Origin of the sequence: Aminobacter anthyllidis, assembly GCF_018555685.1 — a bacterium.
GTDB lineage: Bacteria > Pseudomonadota > Alphaproteobacteria > Rhizobiales > Rhizobiaceae > Aminobacter > Aminobacter anthyllidis.
Genome location: NZ_JAFLWW010000001.1, coordinates 69,087 through 87,740, shown reverse-complemented (window position 1 = coordinate 87,740; position 18,654 = coordinate 69,087). Strand labels below are relative to the sequence as shown.

Genomic DNA, 18,654 nt, shown 5'->3' with positions numbered 1-18,654 from the left:
TCAGCCGGTAGGACACGGACTTTAGAAAAAAGCTGCGCCACAACCAAGTCGAAAAGGCTCACAAAGCCCGGATTTCTGCGGTTTTTCACATGAAAAAGCCGGGCGCGTGCCCGGCTTTTTCGTTTTTGGCTCAACTTTAGATGCAGCTAATGAGCGAAGCCCTTGCCGGCATCGTCGCCGGCATCCGACTTGGACGCAGCCACATCGACAGGCTCGGTCCATTCGATCGGCTCGGGCATGCGCACCAGAGCGTGCCTGAGCACTTCGCCCATGCGGCTGACCGGGATGATCTCCATGCCGCTCTTCACGTTTTCCGGAATCTCCGCCAGGTCCTTGGCGTTTTCTTCCGGGATCAGCACCTTCTTGATGCCGCCGCGAAGCGCTGCAAGCAGCTTTTCCTTGAGGCCGCCGATCGGCAGCACGCGACCACGCAGCGTGATCTCGCCAGTCATCGCAACATCCGCCTTGACCGGGATACCGGTCATTATCGAGACGATGGCCGTCGCCATGCCAACGCCGGCCGAGGGACCGTCCTTGGGCGTCGCGCCTTCCGGCACGTGCACATGGATGTCGCGCTTGTCGAACAGCGGCGGCTCGATGCCGAAATCGATGGCGCGGCTGCGGACATAAGATGCCGCCGCCGAAATCGACTCCTTCATGACGTCGCGCAGGTTGCCGGTGACGGTCATGCGACCCTTGCCGGGCATCATCACGCCTTCGATCGTCAGCAATTCGCCGCCGACCTCTGTCCAGGCCAGACCGGTGACGACGCCAACCTGATCGTCAGCCTCGACCTGTCCGAAGCGGTAGCGCGGCACGCCGAGATACTCGTCCAAGTTGGCGGCGGTGACCTTCACCGACTTCTTCTTGGTCTTGATGATCTCGGTGACCGCCTTGCGCCCAAGCTTCATCAGCTCGCGCTCGAGGCTGCGGACACCGGCTTCCCGCGTGTAGGTCTGGATGATGCCGCGGATGGCATCCTCGGACACCGAGAATTCCTTCGGCTGCAGCGCATGGTCGCGCACGACCTTGGACATCAGATGCCGCTTGGCGATCTCGACCTTCTCGTCTTCCGTGTAGCCGGCGATACGGATGATCTCCATGCGGTCCATCAAGGGCGCAGGAATGTTCAGCGTATTCGCCGTCGTCACGAACATCACGCTCGAAAGGTCGTACTCGACCTCCAGATAGTGGTCCATGAACGTTGCGTTCTGTTCCGGATCGAGCACCTCGAGCAGCGCCGACGAAGGATCGCCACGGAAGTCCTGGCCCATCTTGTCGATCTCGTCGAGCAGGAAGAGCGGGTTCGACTTCTTGGCCTTCTTCATCGACTGGATGACCTTGCCGGGCATCGAGCCGATATAGGTGCGGCGGTGACCGCGGATCTCGGCTTCGTCACGCACGCCGCCGAGCGCCATGCGTACGAACTCACGGCCGGTCGCCTTGGCGATCGACTTGCCGAGCGAGGTCTTGCCGACACCGGGAGGGCCAACGAGGCACAGGATCGGCCCCTTGAGCTTCTTCTGGCGGCTCTGCACGGCGAGATACTCGACGATGCGGTCCTTGACCTTGTCGAGGCCGTAGTGGTCGGTGTCGAGCACCTCCTGGGCGAAGTTCAGGTCCTGCTTGACCTTGGAGTTCTTGCCCCACGGAATCGACAGGATCCAGTCGAGATAGTTGCGCACAACTGTGGCTTCAGCCGACATCGGCGACATCGAACGCAGCTTCTTGAGCTCGGCATCCGCCTTTTCGCGGGCCTCCTTCGAAAGCTTGGTCTTCTTGATGCGCGCTTCGATCTCGGCGGACTCGTCGCGGCCATCTTCGCCTTCGCCGAGTTCCTTCTGGATCGCCTTCATCTGCTCGTTGAGGTAGTACTCGCGCTGGGTCTTCTCCATCTGCCGCTTGACGCGGCTGCGGATGCGCTTTTCCACCTGCAGGACGGAGATTTCGGCTTCCATGAAGCCCATCGCCTTCTCGAGCCGTTCCTTGACGGACAGCGTGCCGAGCATTTCCTGCTTCTCGGTGATCTTGATCGCGAGATGCGAGGCCACCGTATCGGCGAGCTTGGAATAGTCCTCGATCTGGCTGGCAGCACCAACCACCTCGGGCGAAATCTTCTTGTTCAGCTTGACGTAGTTTTCGAAGTCGGAAACCACCGAACGGGCCAGCGCCTCGACTTCGACCTCTTCCTCCTCGGGCTCGCTCAAGACAAGAGCGTGGGCCTCGTGGAAATCGGGCTTGTCGGTGAAGGACTGAATCTTGGCGCGCGTCGTGCCTTCGACCAGCACCTTGACGGTGCCGTCCGGCAGCTTCAGCAGCTGCAGCACATTGGCGAGCGTGCCGATGTCGTAGATGGCGCCCGGCTCGGGATCATCGTCGGCGGCATTCATCTGGGTCGCAAGCAGGATCTGCTTTTCCTGACCCATCACCTCTTCCAGAGCCTTGATCGACTTTTCACGCCCCACAAACAGCGGAACGATCATGTGCGGGAACACGACAATGTCGCGCAACGGCAGGACTGCGAAGGTACCTTCGCTGGAAGAGCGGGATATTTTGGCCATTGTCCAACCTTTCATTTCGCAGCCGCGCAAGGCCAACCGCGAATCTCATATTAACGACCATGGACGGTTCCGCCTACCGCCGATTACCGCGCGGCATTACAGCACGAAAACCCACCCATCGCCTCTTCTTCGTTAGTTGGAGCTTCGTCGGGTAAACATCAAGGCCAATCACGCTTCCGTTTGCAGGCCCGAACCGACGAGGCTCCAAATGCCAACGGCGCCGCTGGGGCGCCGTTCGCTGGAGCGGTCAAAGGGGAACTGCCAGGCCTCAGGCGCTGACGTTGCCCTTCTTTTCCTTCTGTTCGGAGTAGATGTAGAGCGGCCGGGCACTGCCGGTCACCACCTCTTCCGAAATCACCACTTCCTGGACGCCTTCGAGCGCTGGAAGCTCGAACATGGTGTCGAGCAGGATCGCTTCCATGATCGAACGCAGGCCGCGGGCGCCGGTCTTGCGCTCGATGGCGCGCTTGGCGATCGCCGACAGCGCGTTCTCGTGGAAGGTGAGATCCACATTCTCCATCTCGAACAGGCGCTGGTACTGCTTGACCAGAGCGTTCTTCGGCTCGGTCAGGATCTGGATCAACGCAGGCTCGTCGAGGTCTTCAAGCGTAGCCAAAACCGGCAGACGGCCGACGAACTCGGGGATCAGGCCGAACTTCAGCAGATCCTCAGGCTCGACGAGGCGGAACACTTCACCGCTGCGCCGGTCTTCCGGCGAAGCGACAGTCGCGCCAAACCCGATCGAGGTCTTGCGGCCGCGATCCGAGATGATCTTGTCGAGGCCGGCAAACGCGCCGCCGCAGATGAACAGGATGTTGGCCGTGTCGACCTGCAGGAATTCCTGCTGCGGGTGCTTGCGGCCGCCCTGGGGTGGGACGGAAGCCACGGTGCCTTCCATGATCTTCAGCAGCGCCTGCTGGACGCCCTCGCCCGACACGTCGCGGGTTATCGAAGGATTGTCCGACTTGCGCGAGATCTTGTCGATTTCGTCGATGTAAACGATGCCGCGCTGAGCCCGTTCGACATTGTAGTCGGCCGACTGCAGCAGCTTGAGGATGATGTTTTCGACGTCCTCGCCGACATAACCGGCTTCGGTCAGCGTCGTCGCGTCCGCCATTGTGAACGGCACGTCGATGATGCGGGCGAGCGTCTGGGCGAGCAGCGTCTTGCCGCAGCCGGTCGGGCCGATCAGCAGGATGTTCGACTTCGCCAATTCGACGTCGTTGCTCTTCGAGGCATGCGCCAGGCGCTTGTAGTGGTTGTGGACGGCCACCGACAGCACGCGCTTGGCGTAAGGCTGACCAATGACGTAGTCGTCCAGAACCTTGAGGATTTCCTGCGGTGTCGGCACGCCCTCGCGCGACTTCACCATCGAGGTTTTGTTTTCCTCGCGGATGATGTCCATGCACAGTTCGACGCATTCGTCGCAGATGAAGACGGTCGGACCGGCTATGAGTTTGCGTACCTCATGCTGGCTCTTGCCGCAGAACGAGCAATAGAGCGTGTTCTTGGAGTCGCCGCCGCCGTTGCTGACCTTGCTCATCTTGTCCAAGTCCTTTCACTGCCGCCCGGCCGCTGGTCTGGCTTTGGGGCGCATATGCAATCTAACGACGGACGCCGCCAGCGCCATTCCATGGCCGCCGCAACGAGCTCCGTACAACTCACATTCCAGAAGTCGCTGCAACGAGTCGCGGCACCCTTGAACAACGCTAAGCCGTCGAAGCTCAACGCGGCCTTAACGTAGGCCGACGCTTTCGCTGTGGGAACAGCAAAATGTGTCCGAAATGCCGCAGGGCACCTCAAAAATGCGAGATGTGACCTCGTAGGCAGGTCGCAGCGTCCAATCACGAAGCGGTAGCACCCTCAACAGGGTCGCGGCTTGCGATGACCTTGTCGATCAAACCAAAGTCGCGTGCCTCGTCCGCGGTCATGAAATGGTCGCGGTCGAGCGTCTTTTCAATGGTCTCGTAGTCCTTGCCGGTGTGCTTGACATAGATCTCGTTGAGACGGCGCTTGAGCTTGACGATGTCCTGGGCGTGGCGTTCGATATCCGAAGCCTGGCCCTGGAAGCCGCCCGATGGCTGGTGCACCATGATGCGGGCGTTCGGCGTGGCAAAACGCATATCCTTGTGGCCGGCGCAGAGCAGCAGCGAGCCCATCGAGGCCGCCTGGCCGATGCACAACGTCGAAACCGCCGGCTTGATGAACTGCATGGTGTCGTAGATCGCCATGCCCGAGGTCACCACGCCACCAGGCGAGTTGATGTAGAGGTTGATCTCTTTCTTCGGGTTCTCGGCTTCGAGGAACAAAAGCTGGGCGCAGACAAGCGTCGCCATGCCATCTTCGACCGGACCGGTGATGAAGATGATGCGCTCCTTGAGCAGGCGCGAGAAGATATCGTAGGCGCGCTCGCCCCGGTTGGTCTGCTCGACCACCATCGGAACGAGGTTCATGTATGTTTCGACGGGGTTCTTCATCGACTATCCCTTTTCGTGAGGGGATTCCGGCGCCGGACGGGCAGAATCGGTTCAGAGGCTTTGCCCTGTAAATAGGATGCCGCATAAGCGTTGCGCAAGACCGCTAAGCACGCATGATTTCAGCTACCGCTAACTTTCGCAGCGATAGCTGGCTCAACGCTCGGTACTGGAACTTTCCCCACTTGCTGCGGTAGTGGACCAAATCAGACGATGTCCGGCAGCGGCTGGCGGGCGCATACGGCGCCCCGGCTGGAACGGGCATTTTGAAACCAGTGGTCATAGAGGCAGCAGCTACGACGACCTCCGAGGATTTTACGCGATGAAGAACGACACCAAGCACTGGTCAAAAGTGGAACTCCTGCACGAGACCGTCAGGAACCCGAACATCCATGTTCGCGGCACGCACAGCTACTACAGCGATGCCTGGTCGGGATCGTTCGAAGACAGCGTGGTGCGCTATCTCTATGGCGACGAGTACAGCCTCAAGGCATGGGAGCCCGCCTGGCCGATCGACCAGTTGCATATCGGCGACTACGTCTGCATCGGCGCGGAGGCGGTAATCCTGCTCGGCGGCAACCACACGCACCGTACGGACTGGTTCAGCCTGTACCCCTTCCCAGAGGTCATTCTGGATGCCTATGCCGGCAAGGGCGACACGATCATCGGCGACGGTGCGTGGATCGGCATGCGCGCCATGGTCATGCCCGGCATCACCATTGGCGAAGGGGCGATTGTCGCATCAGGCGCTATCGTCACCAAGGACGTGGCGCCCTACACGATCGTTGCGGGCAATCCGGCCGTGCCGATCAAGACGCGCTTTCCCCAGGCCGTTATCGACAAACTGCTGGCGCTGCAGGTCTACGAATGGCGGGCAGAGAAATTCGAGGCGCTGAAGCCGCTGCTGTGCGCGAACGAGATCGACGCGCTGGCACTGGCGTCCGAGAAATTCGACGCCGGGAGGAACTGAGGCTCAGAGCCGGATCACATACTCCTTGCGAGTCGTTTCAAGCACTTCCCAGCTTCCCTCGAAGCCGGGCCGCAGAACGAAGCTGTCGCCGGCGCGGACGGTGCGGGCCTCGCCTCCATCCTCTGCAATCACCGAGACGCCCGACAGGATATGGCAGAATTCCCATTCGTCATATTCGATGCGCCATTTGCCCGGCGTCGATTGCCAGATACCGGCATAAAGCCCGCCATCGGCCTCCTCGGCATTCCAGGTGCTGAATTTCGGGTCGCCCGAAATCAGCCGGTCCTTTGCCGGAGCGCCTGCTTCCGGCTCGATGCCACTGACGTCGATGGTAAGAAATCTCGGCAAGATTCGACTCCCAAACAGCAAAGGCCCCGGCAGCGTTATCTGCCGGGGGCCAACTCTTGCACAGCCAATCAGGCCTTGGCCAGCGCCTGTTCGAGGTCGGCAATGATGTCGCTGACATCCTCGATGCCGACCGAGAGACGGACAACGTCCGGTCCAGCACCTGCCGCCACCTTCTGCTCGTCGGAAAGCTGGCGGTGGGTGGTCGAGGCCGGGTGGATGACCAGTGACTTGGTGTCGCCGACATTGGCGAGATGTGAGAACAGCTCAAGGCCCTCGACGAACTTGACACCAGCCTCGTAGCCACCCTTGAGGCCGAAGGTGAAGACAGCGCCCGCCCCTTGCGGCGAATACTTCTTCATCAGCGCATGGTTCTTGTCGCTCTTGAGGCCCGGGTAAGAGACCCATTCGACCTTGGGATGGTCGGAGAGCCAGCCGGCGACCGTCAGTGCGTTGTCGCAATGGCGCTGCATGCGCAGCGGCAAAGTCTCGAGGCCGGTGAGGATCAGGAACGAGTTGAACGGCGAGATCGCCGGGCCAAGATCGCGCAGGCCAAGCACGCGCGCGGCAATCGCAAAGGCGAAGTTGCCAAAGGTCTCGTGCAGCACGACGCCGCCATATTCAGGCCGCGGCTCCGACAGCATCGGGTACTTGCCCGACTTCGACCAGTCGAAGGTACCGCCATCGACGATGACGCCGCCGATCGAATTGCCATGGCCGCCGATGAACTTGGTCAGCGAATGGACAACGATGTCAGCGCCATGCTCGATCGGACGGATCAGATACGGGCTCGCCAGCGTGTTGTCGACGATCAGCGGCAGGCCGTGCTTGCGGGCGATGTCGGCCACCTTCTCGATGTCGACGAAGGTGCCGCCCGGATTGGCCAGGCTCTCGATGAAGATCGCCTTGGTCTTGCCGTCAATCTGCTTGTCAAAGCTCGAGATGTCGTTGGTGTCGGCCCAGCGTGCTTCCCAGCCAAAATTCTTGAAGGCGTGGCCGAACTGGTTGATCGAGCCGCCATAGAGCCGGGTCGCGGCGACGAAATTGTCGCCCGGGCGCATCAGATTGTGGAACACCAGCAGCTGCGCGGCATGGCCGGAGGCGGTGGCAAGCGCTGCGGTGCCGCCTTCAAGGGCTGCGATGCGCTCCTCGAGAACGGCCTGGGTCGGGTTCATGATGCGGGTGTAGATATTGCCGAAAGCCTTGAGCCCGAAAAGCGAGGCGGCATGATCGGCGTCGTCGAAGACGTATGACGTCGTCTGGTAGATCGGCGTGGCGCGAGCGCCGGTTGCCGGATCGGGCTTTGCGCCGGCGTGGACCGCAAGCGTGTTGAAACCAGGGGCGCGCTGGGACATTTGTTCCTCCAAGGATATGTCAGTCGAATTCGGTCGCCATCTTTGGCGGAGCCTGTGTCGGAAAGCAAAGACGAATATTCCCGGCAGGCCAATACTTCCCGCACGATTTTTCCAAGCAGGTTAGGCGACTGCCTGATAACGGCGACTATTTTGCGCGGATGCCAAAACTCTGGAAGCCCTCGCGCATCATCGGGCGCTTCGACGAGAGCACACCCGAATTGACGCCGGTCCAGCCGATCTCGCCGGCAAGTCGGGCATATTCGATCTTGGGGCAGCGGTTCATGACGACCTTGATGCCGGCGGCTTCGGCGCGCGCTGCCGCCTCGTCGTTGCGAACGGTCAGTTGCATCCAGATGACCTTGGGCAGCGGATCGAGCTTGAGCACGTCACCGACGATGCCAGGCACCGCTGCGGAGGCGCGAAAGACATCGACCATGTCGATTGGCTGAGGGATGTCGGCCAGGCTCGAATAGGTCATGCGGCCGAGAATTTCCTTTCCGGCATGACCCGGGTTGACCGGAAAGACCTCATAACCCTTGTCGATGAGATATTTGGTGACGAAGTAGCTGGGCCTGACGTCATTGGCCGACGCGCCGACGACGGCGATTGTCCTGACCGAATTCAGGATGCCGGCGATGTAGGCATTGTCGTAGCTGTCGTGATTCATGGCCGCCTCGTTCGACAGGCTTGGATACCGGCTTTCGACGGGGCGCGCAAACGTCCAGCACCTCACGGCAGCGAGATGCTGCCATCCTCGGCGATCGGGAAATCTGGATTGTGGGCCACTTCCCACAAATGGCCTTCGGTGTCGGCGAAATAGCCGTACCAGCCGCCCCAGAAGGCGCGCTGTGCGGGTTTGACAATACGGCCGCCGGCTTTCTCGGCGGTGGCCAGCACCTCGTCGACTTCGGCCTCGGAGCGCGTGTTGTAAGCAAGCGACACACCGGAAAAGCCGCCCTTGCCGCCTGGAATGCCCGCATCGCTCGCCAGTTGCTCGCGCCCCCAAAGGCCGAGCACGATTCCACCCATCTGGAAGAAAGCGACACCGTCGGTGATCGACTGGTTTCGCTTGAGACCCATCGCCTCATAGAAGCGCACGGCGCGGCCGAGATCGTCGACCGCCAGGGTGACAAGCGAAATCCGCTGTTCCAAACCTACTCTCCCTTCCATTCAGCGTTGCGTTTGTCGATGAACGCGCCGATCCCCTCTTCGGCATCGCGTGCCAGCATGTTTTCGACCATCACCCGCGACGCATGATCGTAGGCCTCGGCGAGGCCCATCTCGGCCTGTGCGTAAAACGCCTCCTTGCCGATCTTCAGCGTCAAAGGTGATTTCGAAACAATGGTTTGGACGTATTTCGCAACAATATGAGTCAGGTATTCGCGCGGGACCACGCGGTTGATAAGGCCGAAGTCGCGGGCCGTGGTCGCATCGATCGTTTCGCCGGTCAGCAGCATCTCCATCGCCTGCTTGCGCGAAACGTTGCGCGACAGCGCCACCATCGGCGTCGAGCAGAACAGGCCGATATTGACGCCCGGCGTGCAGAAGGTGGACTGGTCCGAGGCAATCGCCAGATCGCAGCTGGCCACCAGTTGCAGGCCGGCGGCGGTCGCCAGGCCGTCGACCTCGGCGATAACGGGCTTGGGATGCCGCACGATCGACTGCATCAAGACGGAACAACGCGACATGGTGAGCTCGAAGAAGGCGCGGCCGCGATCGTCGTCGCTTCTGTGTGCGGTCACTTCCTTGAGATCATGGCCGGCGCAAAACACGTTGCCCGAAGCCGCAATCACGACGACTCTGACGTCGCTGTCTTCGCGGGCACCGTCCAACTGTGCCTGCAGCGCCGCCATCGTATCGATCGACAAGGCGTTGGCAGGCGGATTGGCGAGAACCAGGCGCAGAACGCCATTGTCCAGGCTGGACCAAACAGGCCCTTCAGGTGTGATGTGCTTGATGGCAACGATTTCTGCCATAGAGTCCCCCAACGTGAACAATGCGGCGAAAGACGAATCGCCAGCGTCGAGCTTGAGCCATATACGTTTGCACACAAACATTGGTTCCCAACTATGTGTCGCGGGCGACCGCACAGGTTCAAACGCAGTCGGTCAAACGCAGTCGGAATGACGCCCGCGGAAATATCGCTGCAAGCCAACGGAAAGAGCTGATGCCCGAGCAGAATGGATTGAAGCCGCTAATGGCCGCGGCCGAGGTCAACGCCCTCCTCAAGGAGGTCTACCCCCAGCTCAACGAACACTATGATTTTTACCAGGTGACAGAGGTCTTCCCGGGTGGCTGCACCGTCAGGCTCAATGCCGACGAGCGCCACCTTCGACCCGGCGGAACGGTGTCGGGACCGTCGCTGTTCACGCTTGCCGACATCGGCGGCTACGTCTGCGTACTCAGCCACGCCGGGCCGGATGCATTGTCGGTGACGACCAACCTCAACATCAATTTCATGCGCAAGGCGGAAGCCGGACCCATCGACGGCCACTGCCGTATCCTCAAGCTCGGCAAGAGCCTGATGGTCTTCGACATCGACATCGTGGCCGGACCGGACAAGCAGACCGTGGCGCACGCCACCGGCACCTATTCCATCCCGCCAAAGCGCTGAACGCGCCGGCGGGATAGCATGTTCGGGGGCCTAAGCGTTCAGACGCGCGGCGATCTCGGCGATCGACTGTTCCAGAGAACGAGGCGGCTTGCCCGAGAGCAGGCCGACGGCATCGGTGACGCCTGATGTCCAGCCCTCGGCGACAGGATGAAAGATCGCTGCCAGCAGTTCGGCGTAGCCGGGCATCAGTCCGCCCGCCACCGCTTCGGCGACGAAGGTGCTGTTGTCGATCGGCGAATAGCGGACCGGCCTCCCCAGGGCATCGGCGAGAAGCCTCGCGGCATCGGCGTAGCTGTAGGCTGCCGGGCCGGTCAGAGCGAAAGCCTTGCCGTCGTGCCGGTTGGTCGTCAGTGCACCAGCCGCTGATGCGGCAACGTCGCGGGCGTCAATGAAGCTCGTCGTGCCCTCGCCTGCGGGAACGCGGATCTCGCCGCGGCGCACGCCATTCGCCCAGTAGGTGGCGAAGTTGTCGCTGAACCAATTGGGCCGCAGGATGACATACGGCGCGCCGGAGCGCTCGAGCTTCAGCTCCAGCTGTCGCAGTGGAATGGCGTCGTTGGCGTCAACGCCGAACGCGGTCTGCAGCACGATCTTGATGTTGCGTGCAGCCGCCTCATCGACCACCGGCCCGAGCATACCGACCGGATCGAGGTAGCCGGTCGGCGACAGGGCAAAGATACGGTCGACACCTTCTAGTGCAGCCGCCAAGGTCCGCGGATCGGCGAGATCGAGCCGAACAGCCTCGGCGCCAGCTGTGGTCGACGCAGCGCTTCGGGTGGCGGCCCGAACCTTCTCGCCCAAGCGCAGCAGTTCGGCGACCAGCGGTGCCCCGACATTGCCGGTGGCCGCCAAAACAAGGATCTTTCCTTCAGACATATCAAGCTCCATCAAGTTTCCATTGGAAAGCGACTTTCCAATGGATGGTTGATAGCGACCTGATACGTTGGTAGAAAGAAGGCACCTTCCGGTAATGAGGTGGTAGCGTTTGCCAGCAGGTTACCTCCAGGAAATCACCCCAGGGATGCCTGCGATGCCCGTCTATGACGTCTATGCCAAGAATTGCCCGACCAGGATGCTGCTCGACCACATCGCCGACAAATGGACGGCACTGGTGCTGTGGAAGATCTCTGGCGGCCCGGTGCGCTTCAACCAGCTTCGCCGCGACGTCGAGGGCATTTCGACCAAGGTGCTGTCGCAGACGCTGAAACGGCTCGGCCGCGACGGGTTGATTTCGCGCGAGGTCTTCGCCACGGTGCCGGTGACGGTGGAATATGCGATCACGCCGCTCGGCCAGACGCTTTCCGAAAAGATCGAGATCCTCGCCGAATGGGCGGAAACCAACATCGAGGCGGTGCTGGCGGCGCAGGAACACTTCGACAAGGCAGCAGGCGACGAGATGGGGGCAACTGCAGCCGGAGCCGCCAATCGCCGGCTGATTCAAGCGGCAGGCATGAGGTAAAATAATACCACTCATCTATGCCTATGTTTTATATACCTTTTTCGTCCCGACGTCTGATTGCTGGCGCTTGACGATGCGAAACCCCTCGCCTATAAGCCCATCCAAAGCAGCGGCCCGCATTGGGTCGCCGTTTTGTTATTGGCTAGGGCTTCTGCCTTTTGCCAATGAAAGCAACAAGAAACGCCTTCTTTTGAAGGTCCGAACCGAAAGCATATAACCATGACAACCTTTTCGCAGAAGCCTGCGGACGTGGTGAAGAAGTGGGTGCTGATCGACGCCGAAGGTCTCGTCGTCGGCCGTCTCGCCTCCATCGTCGCCAACATCCTCCGCGGCAAGAACAAGCCAACCTTCACGCCTCACGTCGACGACGGTGACAATGTCATCATCATCAACGCCGACAAGGTCGCCTTCACCGGCAAGAAGTTCACCGACAAGGTGTACTACTGGCACACCGGTCACCCAGGCGGCATCAAGGAGCGCACCGCGCGCCAGCTGCTCGAGGGCCGTTTCCCCGAGCGCGTCCTGGAGAAGGCCGTTGAGCGCATGATCCCGCGTGGTCCGCTCGGCCGTCGCCAGATGAAGAATCTCCGCGTCTATGCAGGCGCCGAACATCCGCATGTCGCTCAGCAGCCAGTGACGCTCGACGTCGGCGCGCTGAACGTCAAGAACAAGAAGGCCTCGTAATCATGGCTGACCTCAGCTCGCTCGCAGAACTCGGCACCGTGACCGCTTCGGTGCAGCCTGCCGCCCCGGTTCACGTCCAGAAGCTCGACAAGAGCGGCCGTGCCTATGCAACCGGCAAGCGCAAGAACGCCATTGCTCGCGTCTGGATCAAGCCGGGCACCGGCAAGATCATCGTCAACGGCAAGGAATTCGCGGCTTACTTCGCCCGCCCCGTGCTGCAGATGATCCTGAACCAGCCGATCGTCGCGGCTGCCCGCGTCGGCCAGTACGACGTTGTCGCCACCGTCGTCGGCGGCGGTCTCTCGGGCCAGGCCGGTGCTGTTCGTCACGGCGTCTCCAAGGCACTGACCTACTACGAGCCGACGCTGCGCGGCGTGCTCAAGAAGGGCGGCTTCCTGACCCGCGACAGCCGTGTCGTCGAGCGTAAGAAGTACGGTAAGGCCAAGGCCCGCCGCTCGTTCCAGTTCTCGAAGCGCTAAGCGCCTCGGAACCTGCAATTTCGGAAAGGCCGCCTTCGGGCGGCCTTTTTTCTTTTTGCATGCCGTTCTACCGCGCCTGACTTATGATCCTGCTCCGCACCCATCGGAGATAGCCATGTTCCGCATGCTCGCAATGGCAATTGCAGTGGTTTTGGTCGCCCCGGTTTCGACGGCGGACGCCGCCACCAACAAGTTCCTGAAAAGGGCGACGTCGTTCGACAGTTGCTGGATGCGCGCCCATGACAAGGCGATCGAGAAAGGTGCCGATGCGCGAAAGGCCGCGAGGAAGGCGGACAGTCACTGCAAGAAGCTGGGCAAGAAGTTGCTCAAGGAGGGCGGCTCGAAATATTCGCTCAAGGACCGGCGCAAGGCGCTCCGGAAGTCCAGCGCGTATTAGCCTCCGGTCCGTGCGCCGTCAGTTGACCGGCAACTGAGAAAGGTCCGCCTGCCCCGCGACGGAAGCTACGGGTTCTTCGACATCGGCGTAAGGCACACGATAGCCGTTGGCGGCCAGCCAGTTGATCGCAGCCCTCGGTTCGTCGGTCTGGATCATGGTGGCGCCGCGCTCGGCCCAGAAGCCGAAGACTTCGTTGGGAAATCCGGCAGCAACTGCCATTTCGTCGCCGCGCCCGCCCGAGAGAAAACCGCCGGGCTTGTTGACGATGGCGTGGGTGTCGACCCAGATGTGCCAGTTGCCGCGCACGGCTACAGCCTTCACCTTCGCCGAAAACAGCGGCCCACCCGTGTCAGTCATCTTCTCGGCATCGCCGCGCCAGGTGATCATCTCGACAGCATCGACGGCAAAGGCATTGCCGGCAGCCTCGACGAAGGCAGGGTCGCGCACGGCGTCGTCGGCCATGATCGGCATGAACTGGAACCCCTGCCCGACGCGCGCCATCGTCGCTTTGACAGTGGCAACGCGCGCGGCACTCCACAGGTTCGCCTTGACCACGACCTGCTCCTCCATCTCCATGGCGCGCGCCAGCGCAACCATGTCGACGAGGTCTGCGGTTTCGAGCTTGTTGTCGAGATTGACCAGGATCTTGTCCTTCGCGACAGACAGATATTCCCGCAGCGTCGGCACCGGCTCGGCCGTGACATCGCCGGTGCCCTCGACAACGAGGTGGCATTTCCTGAGTTCAGTCATGGCGTAGCCAAGCACCTCGCCCTTGCAGTCGGTGGTGCGGTCAAGCCAGCTGTCATGCATGACGATCAGTTCGCCGTCGGCGGAGCGACGGATATCGATCTCGACCATCTCGGCGCCTAACGAGATCGCATCGCGCAGGGCAGCGATGGAGTTCTCGGCAAACCGCCGCTTGCCGTCCTGCAGGCCGCCTGCCCTATGCGCCACGACCATCACATGGTCTCGCCACTGGTTGGCATTTTCGAAGCGTTCGAGGATCTCTTCGGCGCGAGAACCCGCATGGCCAGATGTCGCCAGGCCGAGGGCCAGGAAGAACGAGGCTGTGCCTGCCAGAACTGCCCGCATGGGAATCGCTCCATGGCTGAAGATGCCTGGAACGACCTAGAAGGCGGCGATGACATGGGCGTGAAAGGTGGATGACACGGCGATGAATGCAGCTGTCACACGCCTTTCGCCTTGGGGCTGGCATGTTGTCCAATGCTTCTGTAGTTCTTGCGCCTCGAAATTACGAAAGACTGAAAAAGGAGTTTGCCCATGGCCTCTTCGTCGATCGATCACGCTTTCACCGCGCGCACCCCCAAGGGGCGCTCGGGTGATCCGACCTATGCAGGGGCTTTGTCCTTCATGCGCCGCAAGTACTCGAAGAACGTCGCCGGCGCCGATGCCGTCGTGTGGGGTATCCCCTTCGACGCGGCTGTCACCAACCGGCCCGGCGCGCGTTTTGGGCCGCAGGCCATCCGCCGCGCCTCGGCGATCTTCGATTGCGACCCGCAATACCCCTTCAACCGCGACCTGTTCGACGATCTCGCCGTCGTCGATTACGGCGACTGCCTGCTCGACAGCGGCAACCACCAGAAGACACCTGCGGCGATCGAGCGCGAAGCGGCAAAGATCCTGAAATCGGGTGCCTTCCTATTGACGCTCGGTGGCGACCACTTCGTCACCTGGCCGGTGTTGAAGGCGCATGCGGCGATCCACGGACCGATGGCAATGGTGCAGTTCGACGCCCACCAGGACACCTGGCCGGACGATGGCAAGCGCATCGACCACGGCTCGTTCGTGGCGCGCGCGGTCAAGGACGGCATCATCGACCCCGACCGCTCGATCCAGATCGGCATCCGCACCCACGCGCCCGACGATTGCGGCATCAAGATCCTCTATGGCCACGAAGTCGAGGAGATGCGCGCCGCCGACATTGCCTATGCGATCGCCGAACGGACCGGCGGCAAGAAGACCTATGTCACCTTCGACATCGACTGCCTCGACCCGGCCTATGCGCCCGGAACCGGCACGCCGGTGGCAGGCGGGCCGTCCTCGGCCAAGATCCTTTCGGTGCTGCGCCAGATGACCCAGATCGATGTCGTCGGCGCCGATATCGTCGAGGTTGCGCCGGCCTATGACCATGCCGATATTACGGCAATCGCCGGCTCGACGGTCGCCATGCATTATCTCGGCCTGCTGGCCGAGAAGAAAGCACGCGACAAGGCCTGAGGCACTGAATCAAGGGCTTGCGGACCTGAGTCCGAATTTGGCCATAACTGGCTGAAATAACGAATTTTTCGACGGACGGCAGAACATGAAACCGAAAATCTTCATCGACGGCGAGCACGGCACGACAGGCCTCCAGATCCGCACGCGGCTCGCTGCCCGCGACGACCTCGCCGTGCTGTCGATCCCGGAAGCCGAGCGCCGCAACGTCGACCTCAGGGCCGAACGGCTGCATGAGGCGGACGTCGCCATTCTCTGCCTGCCCGACGATGCGTCCAAGGAAGCGGTGCACGTCCTTGAAGGAAACAACTCGACCCGCATCATCGACACGTCGACCGCGCATCGCGTCCACCCCGACTGGGCCTACGGCTTTGCCGAGATGGACGCAGCTCAGCGCCATCGCATCGCCGACGCGCGCCTTGTGGCAAACCCCGGCTGCTACCCCACCGGCGCGATCTCGCTGATCCGTCCGCTGGTCGCGGCCGGCACCCTGCCCGCCGACTATCCGGTCAGCGTCAATGCGGTTTCCGGCTATACCGGCGGCGGCAAGCAGATGATCGGCCAGATGGAGGACGCCTCGCGTCCAGACCACATCGCGTCGCCGCACTTCCTCTATGGCCTGCCGCTGATGCACAAGCACGTCGCCGAGATGAAGCAGCACGGCCTGCTCGAGCGGCGGCCGATCTTTGCGCCGTCGGTAGGCCGTTTTGCCCAGGGCATGATCGTCCAGGTGCCGCTGCATCTCGCCGACCTCAATGGCTCGGCGTCGATCGGCGACATCCACGCGACGCTTGTGGCGCACTATGCGGGACAGGACATCGTCGAAGTCGTGCCGCTGGCCCTCAGCGCCAAGCTCGACCGGCTTGACCCGACCGAGCTTGCCGACACCGACGGCATGAAACTCTACGTGTTCGGCACCGAAGGCCAGGGCCAGGTCAATCTCGTGGCGCTGCTCGACAATCTCGGCAAAGGTGCCTCGGGTGCTGCCGTCCAGAACATGGACCTGATGCTCGGGCTCAAGCACTAAGAATGGATCAGGCTGCGATTTCAGGTCATGGGCCGGACCGCTGGCCAGATCGTTGGAATGTCAGCGATCCCCAGCTCATTGCCGAAACCTTCTCCAGCCGCATCTGGAAGGTGCGGTTGGCCGACGGCAAGCCGGCGGTGGTCAAGGCGCTCAAGCCGTTCGACGATGTCGCCGACGAGTTGCGCGGCGCGCATTATCTCAGCTGGCGCGACGGCGTCGGCGCCGTGCGGTTGCTCGGCTTCGAGGGGCACGACATGCTGCTCGAATATGCCGGCGACCAGTTGCTTGTCGATGAATTGAACGAGCACGGCGACCGCCACGCCACCGACATCGCCAACGAGGTGATGGCCAGGCTGTTTTCACCGTCCGACGTTCCTCCTCCCGCCGATCTGCAGCCGCTGCGGGAGCGTTTTGCCAGCCTGTTCAAGAAAGCCGAGCTGGATCGCGATGCCGGGCTGGCAAGCCCCTATCGCGACGCCGCAACCATTGCGGATCGCTTGCTGTCAAATCCGCACGAGCTGCGCGTGCTGCATGGCGACCTGCACCACGACAACATCCTGCGCGGCGATCGCGGCTGGCTCGTCATCGATCCCAAGGGCATCCTTGGCGACCCGGGCTTCGACGCGGCCAACTTCTTCTACAACCCGCTCGACCGGCACGACGATCTCTGCATCGATCCAGGGCGTATCGCCTATATGGCGGAGGTTTTCGCCAAGACGCTGGGCCAACGTCCTGACGCGATCCTGGATCACGCCATCGCCTGGGGCTGCCTGTCGTCGTCCTGGCACGCCGAGGACGACAACGACGAGGACGAGGCGAGCGAGCTGGCCGTCGTGGCGGCTGTCAGGGCGGTCCGCGCTAGCTTCTGACGGCGACGTCGTTTTCGAGCGGATAAGCCCCCTTGCTCGCGCGCCAATGGGCGGTGGCGAAGATCAGCACGATCAGCGCGAAGCCCTGATGCAGCAGCGCCCAATGCATGTGCGCCTGCATCAGCAAGGTGCCGATGCCGATGGCCGCCTGCACCACGATCAGCAGAGCAAGCACCCAGGCGCGGCGCGCATGCGTCGTGCGCGGTGCCTGCGTCATGGTGGCGAAGGCGTGCCAAAGTGCCACGATCAACACCGTGTAGGCGAACATGCGGTGGACGAACTGCACGGTCTTGGGGCTTTCGAAGAAATTGCGCCAGACCGGCTCGATGACCAGCAAATCGCCCGGGATGATGGCGCCGTCCATCAGCGGCCAGGTGTTGTAGCTGAGGCCGGCATGCAGGCCGGCAACCAGGGCGCCGAGATAGATCTGGAACATGACCAGCAGCACCATGATGCCCGCGAAGCGCTGGATGCGCCGCTCCGCCGGCGCCTCGGTGTAGGTCGCAAGGCCGCGCGCGATGTAGGCGACTGCCGTTACGATGATGCAGGCAAAGGTGAGATGGATCGCCAGCCGATACTGGCTGACCGAGACGCGCTCCGACAGCCCCGAGGCGACCATCCACCAGCCGATGAAGCCCTGGAAGCCGCCCAGCGCCAGAAGGCCCACGAGGCGCGGCTTCAGCCGCCGCTCAAGGCGGCCCGAGATCCAGAAGAAGGCCAACGGGATGGCGACGAGGAAACCGACGCCACGGGCGAGCAGGCGGTGCGCCCATTCCCACCAGAATATGCCCTTGAACTCGTCAACGGTCATGCCCTTGTTGATCTGCTCGTATTGCGGGATCTGCTGGTACTTTTCGAACTCCTCCTGCCATTCCGCTTGGTTGAGCGGCGGAATGACGCCGTGGATCGGCTTCCATTCGGTGATGGAAAGCCCGGACCCGGTCATGCGCGTGGCGCCGCCGACCATGACCAGCGCGAACAGGACCAACAGAACGACATAAAGCCAGCCGCGAACGAACGTACGGTTGCGCAACTCCCTGTTGCGCTCGGCAAGCGGTGCGGCAGTGTTGATCATGGCTGACATTACAATCGTTCCCGGCTCATCGAAACCGCAGGACTGGTGGACCATGCTTACCCCGCTGGCAAGTTCGGCCCACGCGACACGCAGTCGCGCCGCCCCTCCCC

At 62.0% G+C, this 18,654-nt stretch carries 20 protein-coding genes; 9 read left to right on the top strand and 11 right to left on the bottom strand.

Features of this window, described 5'->3' with window-relative positions; genetic code table 11:
* Positions 1 to 146: 146 nt before the first annotated feature.
* From lon to J1C56_RS00420, 3 genes are all read right to left on the bottom strand, one after another.
* A complete protein-coding gene (lon, locus tag J1C56_RS00430; protein WP_214385061.1) occupies positions 147 to 2,561 on the bottom strand; it encodes an endopeptidase La in 2,415 nt (804 codons plus the stop codon).
* A 268-nt stretch (positions 2,562 to 2,829) separates the two neighbouring features.
* Positions 2,830 to 4,104, bottom strand: a complete 1,275-nt coding sequence (gene clpX, locus J1C56_RS00425) for an ATP-dependent Clp protease ATP-binding subunit ClpX (RefSeq protein WP_115733862.1) — start codon at positions 4,102 to 4,104, stop codon at positions 2,830 to 2,832.
* 301 nt (positions 4,105 to 4,405) lie between these two features.
* Positions 4,406 to 5,038 (bottom strand): ATP-dependent Clp protease proteolytic subunit, encoded by a 633-nt coding sequence (locus J1C56_RS00420; protein WP_214385060.1) that lies wholly within the window; start codon positions 5,036 to 5,038, stop codon positions 4,406 to 4,408.
* A gap of 319 nt (positions 5,039 to 5,357) precedes the next feature.
* Between J1C56_RS00420 and J1C56_RS00415 the strand changes: the two genes are divergently transcribed.
* Complete coding sequence (locus J1C56_RS00415; protein ID WP_214385059.1) at positions 5,358 to 6,005, top strand: CatB-related O-acetyltransferase; 648 nt, start codon at positions 5,358 to 5,360, stop codon at positions 6,003 to 6,005.
* A gap of 3 nt (positions 6,006 to 6,008) precedes the next feature.
* Here J1C56_RS00415 and J1C56_RS00410 read toward each other — a convergent pair whose 3' ends face one another.
* The 5 genes from J1C56_RS00410 to J1C56_RS00390 all read right to left on the bottom strand — a co-directional run bounded on the left by J1C56_RS00410 (position 6,009) and on the right by J1C56_RS00390 (position 9,681).
* Entirely contained in the window at positions 6,009 to 6,353 is a 345-nt protein-coding gene (locus tag J1C56_RS00410; protein WP_214385058.1) for a cupin domain-containing protein, read from the bottom strand.
* Positions 6,354 to 6,421: 68 nt separating this feature from the next.
* The gene (locus J1C56_RS00405) at positions 6,422 to 7,705 is read right to left on the bottom strand and encodes an O-acetylhomoserine aminocarboxypropyltransferase (protein WP_214385057.1); all 1,284 of its coding nucleotides are present in this window, start codon (positions 7,703 to 7,705) and stop codon (positions 6,422 to 6,424) included.
* Positions 7,706 to 7,850: 145 nt separating this feature from the next.
* Positions 7,851 to 8,372 (bottom strand): CoA-binding protein, encoded by a 522-nt coding sequence (locus J1C56_RS00400; protein ID WP_214385056.1) that lies wholly within the window; start codon positions 8,370 to 8,372, stop codon positions 7,851 to 7,853.
* A gap of 62 nt (positions 8,373 to 8,434) precedes the next feature.
* Entirely contained in the window at positions 8,435 to 8,857 is a 423-nt protein-coding gene (locus tag J1C56_RS00395; RefSeq protein WP_214385055.1) for a VOC family protein, read from the bottom strand.
* 2 nt (positions 8,858 to 8,859) lie between these two features.
* A complete protein-coding gene (locus tag J1C56_RS00390) occupies positions 8,860 to 9,681 on the bottom strand; it encodes an enoyl-CoA hydratase (protein WP_214386593.1) in 822 nt (273 codons plus the stop codon).
* 191 nt (positions 9,682 to 9,872) lie between these two features.
* Here J1C56_RS00390 and J1C56_RS00385 point away from each other — a divergent pair, with 191 nt between their 5' ends.
* The gene (locus tag J1C56_RS00385; protein ID WP_214385054.1) at positions 9,873 to 10,319 is read left to right on the top strand and encodes a PaaI family thioesterase; all 447 of its coding nucleotides are present in this window, start codon (positions 9,873 to 9,875) and stop codon (positions 10,317 to 10,319) included.
* A 30-nt stretch (positions 10,320 to 10,349) separates the two neighbouring features.
* Here J1C56_RS00385 and J1C56_RS00380 read toward each other — a convergent pair whose 3' ends face one another.
* Complete coding sequence (locus tag J1C56_RS00380) at positions 10,350 to 11,195, bottom strand: SDR family oxidoreductase (RefSeq protein WP_246591035.1); 846 nt, start codon at positions 11,193 to 11,195, stop codon at positions 10,350 to 10,352.
* Between the two features lie 145 nt (positions 11,196 to 11,340).
* On the opposite strand from J1C56_RS00380, the gene J1C56_RS00375 reads away from it, so the two are divergent.
* The 4 genes from J1C56_RS00375 to J1C56_RS00360 all read left to right on the top strand — a co-directional run bounded on the left by J1C56_RS00375 (position 11,341) and on the right by J1C56_RS00360 (position 13,338).
* Positions 11,341 to 11,778, top strand: coding sequence for a winged helix-turn-helix transcriptional regulator (locus J1C56_RS00375; protein ID WP_338001390.1), 438 nt, complete (start codon positions 11,341 to 11,343; stop codon positions 11,776 to 11,778).
* Between the two features lie 219 nt (positions 11,779 to 11,997).
* Positions 11,998 to 12,462: a 50S ribosomal protein L13 gene (rplM, locus tag J1C56_RS00370; RefSeq protein ID WP_184768877.1), complete on the top strand. Its 465-nt coding sequence runs from the start codon at positions 11,998 to 12,000 to the stop codon at positions 12,460 to 12,462.
* Between the two features lie 2 nt (positions 12,463 to 12,464).
* Positions 12,465 to 12,941, top strand: coding sequence for a 30S ribosomal protein S9 (gene rpsI, locus J1C56_RS00365; protein ID WP_184768876.1), 477 nt, complete (start codon positions 12,465 to 12,467; stop codon positions 12,939 to 12,941).
* Positions 12,942 to 13,056: 115 nt separating this feature from the next.
* Positions 13,057 to 13,338 carry a hypothetical protein gene (locus J1C56_RS00360; RefSeq protein WP_214385052.1) on the top strand — a complete coding sequence of 94 codons (282 nt, stop codon included), beginning with the start codon at positions 13,057 to 13,059 and terminating at the stop codon, positions 13,336 to 13,338.
* An 18-nt stretch (positions 13,339 to 13,356) separates the two neighbouring features.
* Here J1C56_RS00360 and J1C56_RS00355 read toward each other — a convergent pair whose 3' ends face one another.
* Positions 13,357 to 14,430 carry a glycerophosphodiester phosphodiesterase family protein gene (locus tag J1C56_RS00355; protein WP_214385051.1) on the bottom strand — a complete coding sequence of 358 codons (1,074 nt, stop codon included), beginning with the start codon at positions 14,428 to 14,430 and terminating at the stop codon, positions 13,357 to 13,359.
* Between the two features lie 189 nt (positions 14,431 to 14,619).
* Here J1C56_RS00355 and speB point away from each other — a divergent pair, with 189 nt between their 5' ends.
* The 3 genes from speB (at position 14,620) to J1C56_RS00340 (ending at position 17,469) form a co-directional block, all read left to right on the top strand.
* Positions 14,620 to 15,576 carry an agmatinase gene (gene speB / locus J1C56_RS00350; RefSeq protein ID WP_214385050.1) on the top strand — a complete coding sequence of 319 codons (957 nt, stop codon included), beginning with the start codon at positions 14,620 to 14,622 and terminating at the stop codon, positions 15,574 to 15,576.
* Positions 15,577 to 15,661: 85 nt separating this feature from the next.
* Positions 15,662 to 16,600, top strand: a complete 939-nt coding sequence (argC, locus tag J1C56_RS00345) for an N-acetyl-gamma-glutamyl-phosphate reductase (protein WP_214385049.1) — start codon at positions 15,662 to 15,664, stop codon at positions 16,598 to 16,600.
* Between the two features lie 2 nt (positions 16,601 to 16,602).
* Complete coding sequence (locus tag J1C56_RS00340; RefSeq protein WP_214385048.1) at positions 16,603 to 17,469, top strand: aminoglycoside phosphotransferase family protein; 867 nt, start codon at positions 16,603 to 16,605, stop codon at positions 17,467 to 17,469.
* Here the strand turns inward: J1C56_RS00340 and J1C56_RS00335 are convergent.
* Entirely contained in the window at positions 17,459 to 18,553 is a 1,095-nt protein-coding gene (locus J1C56_RS00335; RefSeq protein WP_246591033.1) for a COX15/CtaA family protein, read from the bottom strand. The two genes, J1C56_RS00340 and J1C56_RS00335, sit on opposite strands and share 11 nt — an antisense overlap.
* Between the last annotated feature and the right edge of the window lie 101 nt (positions 18,554 to 18,654).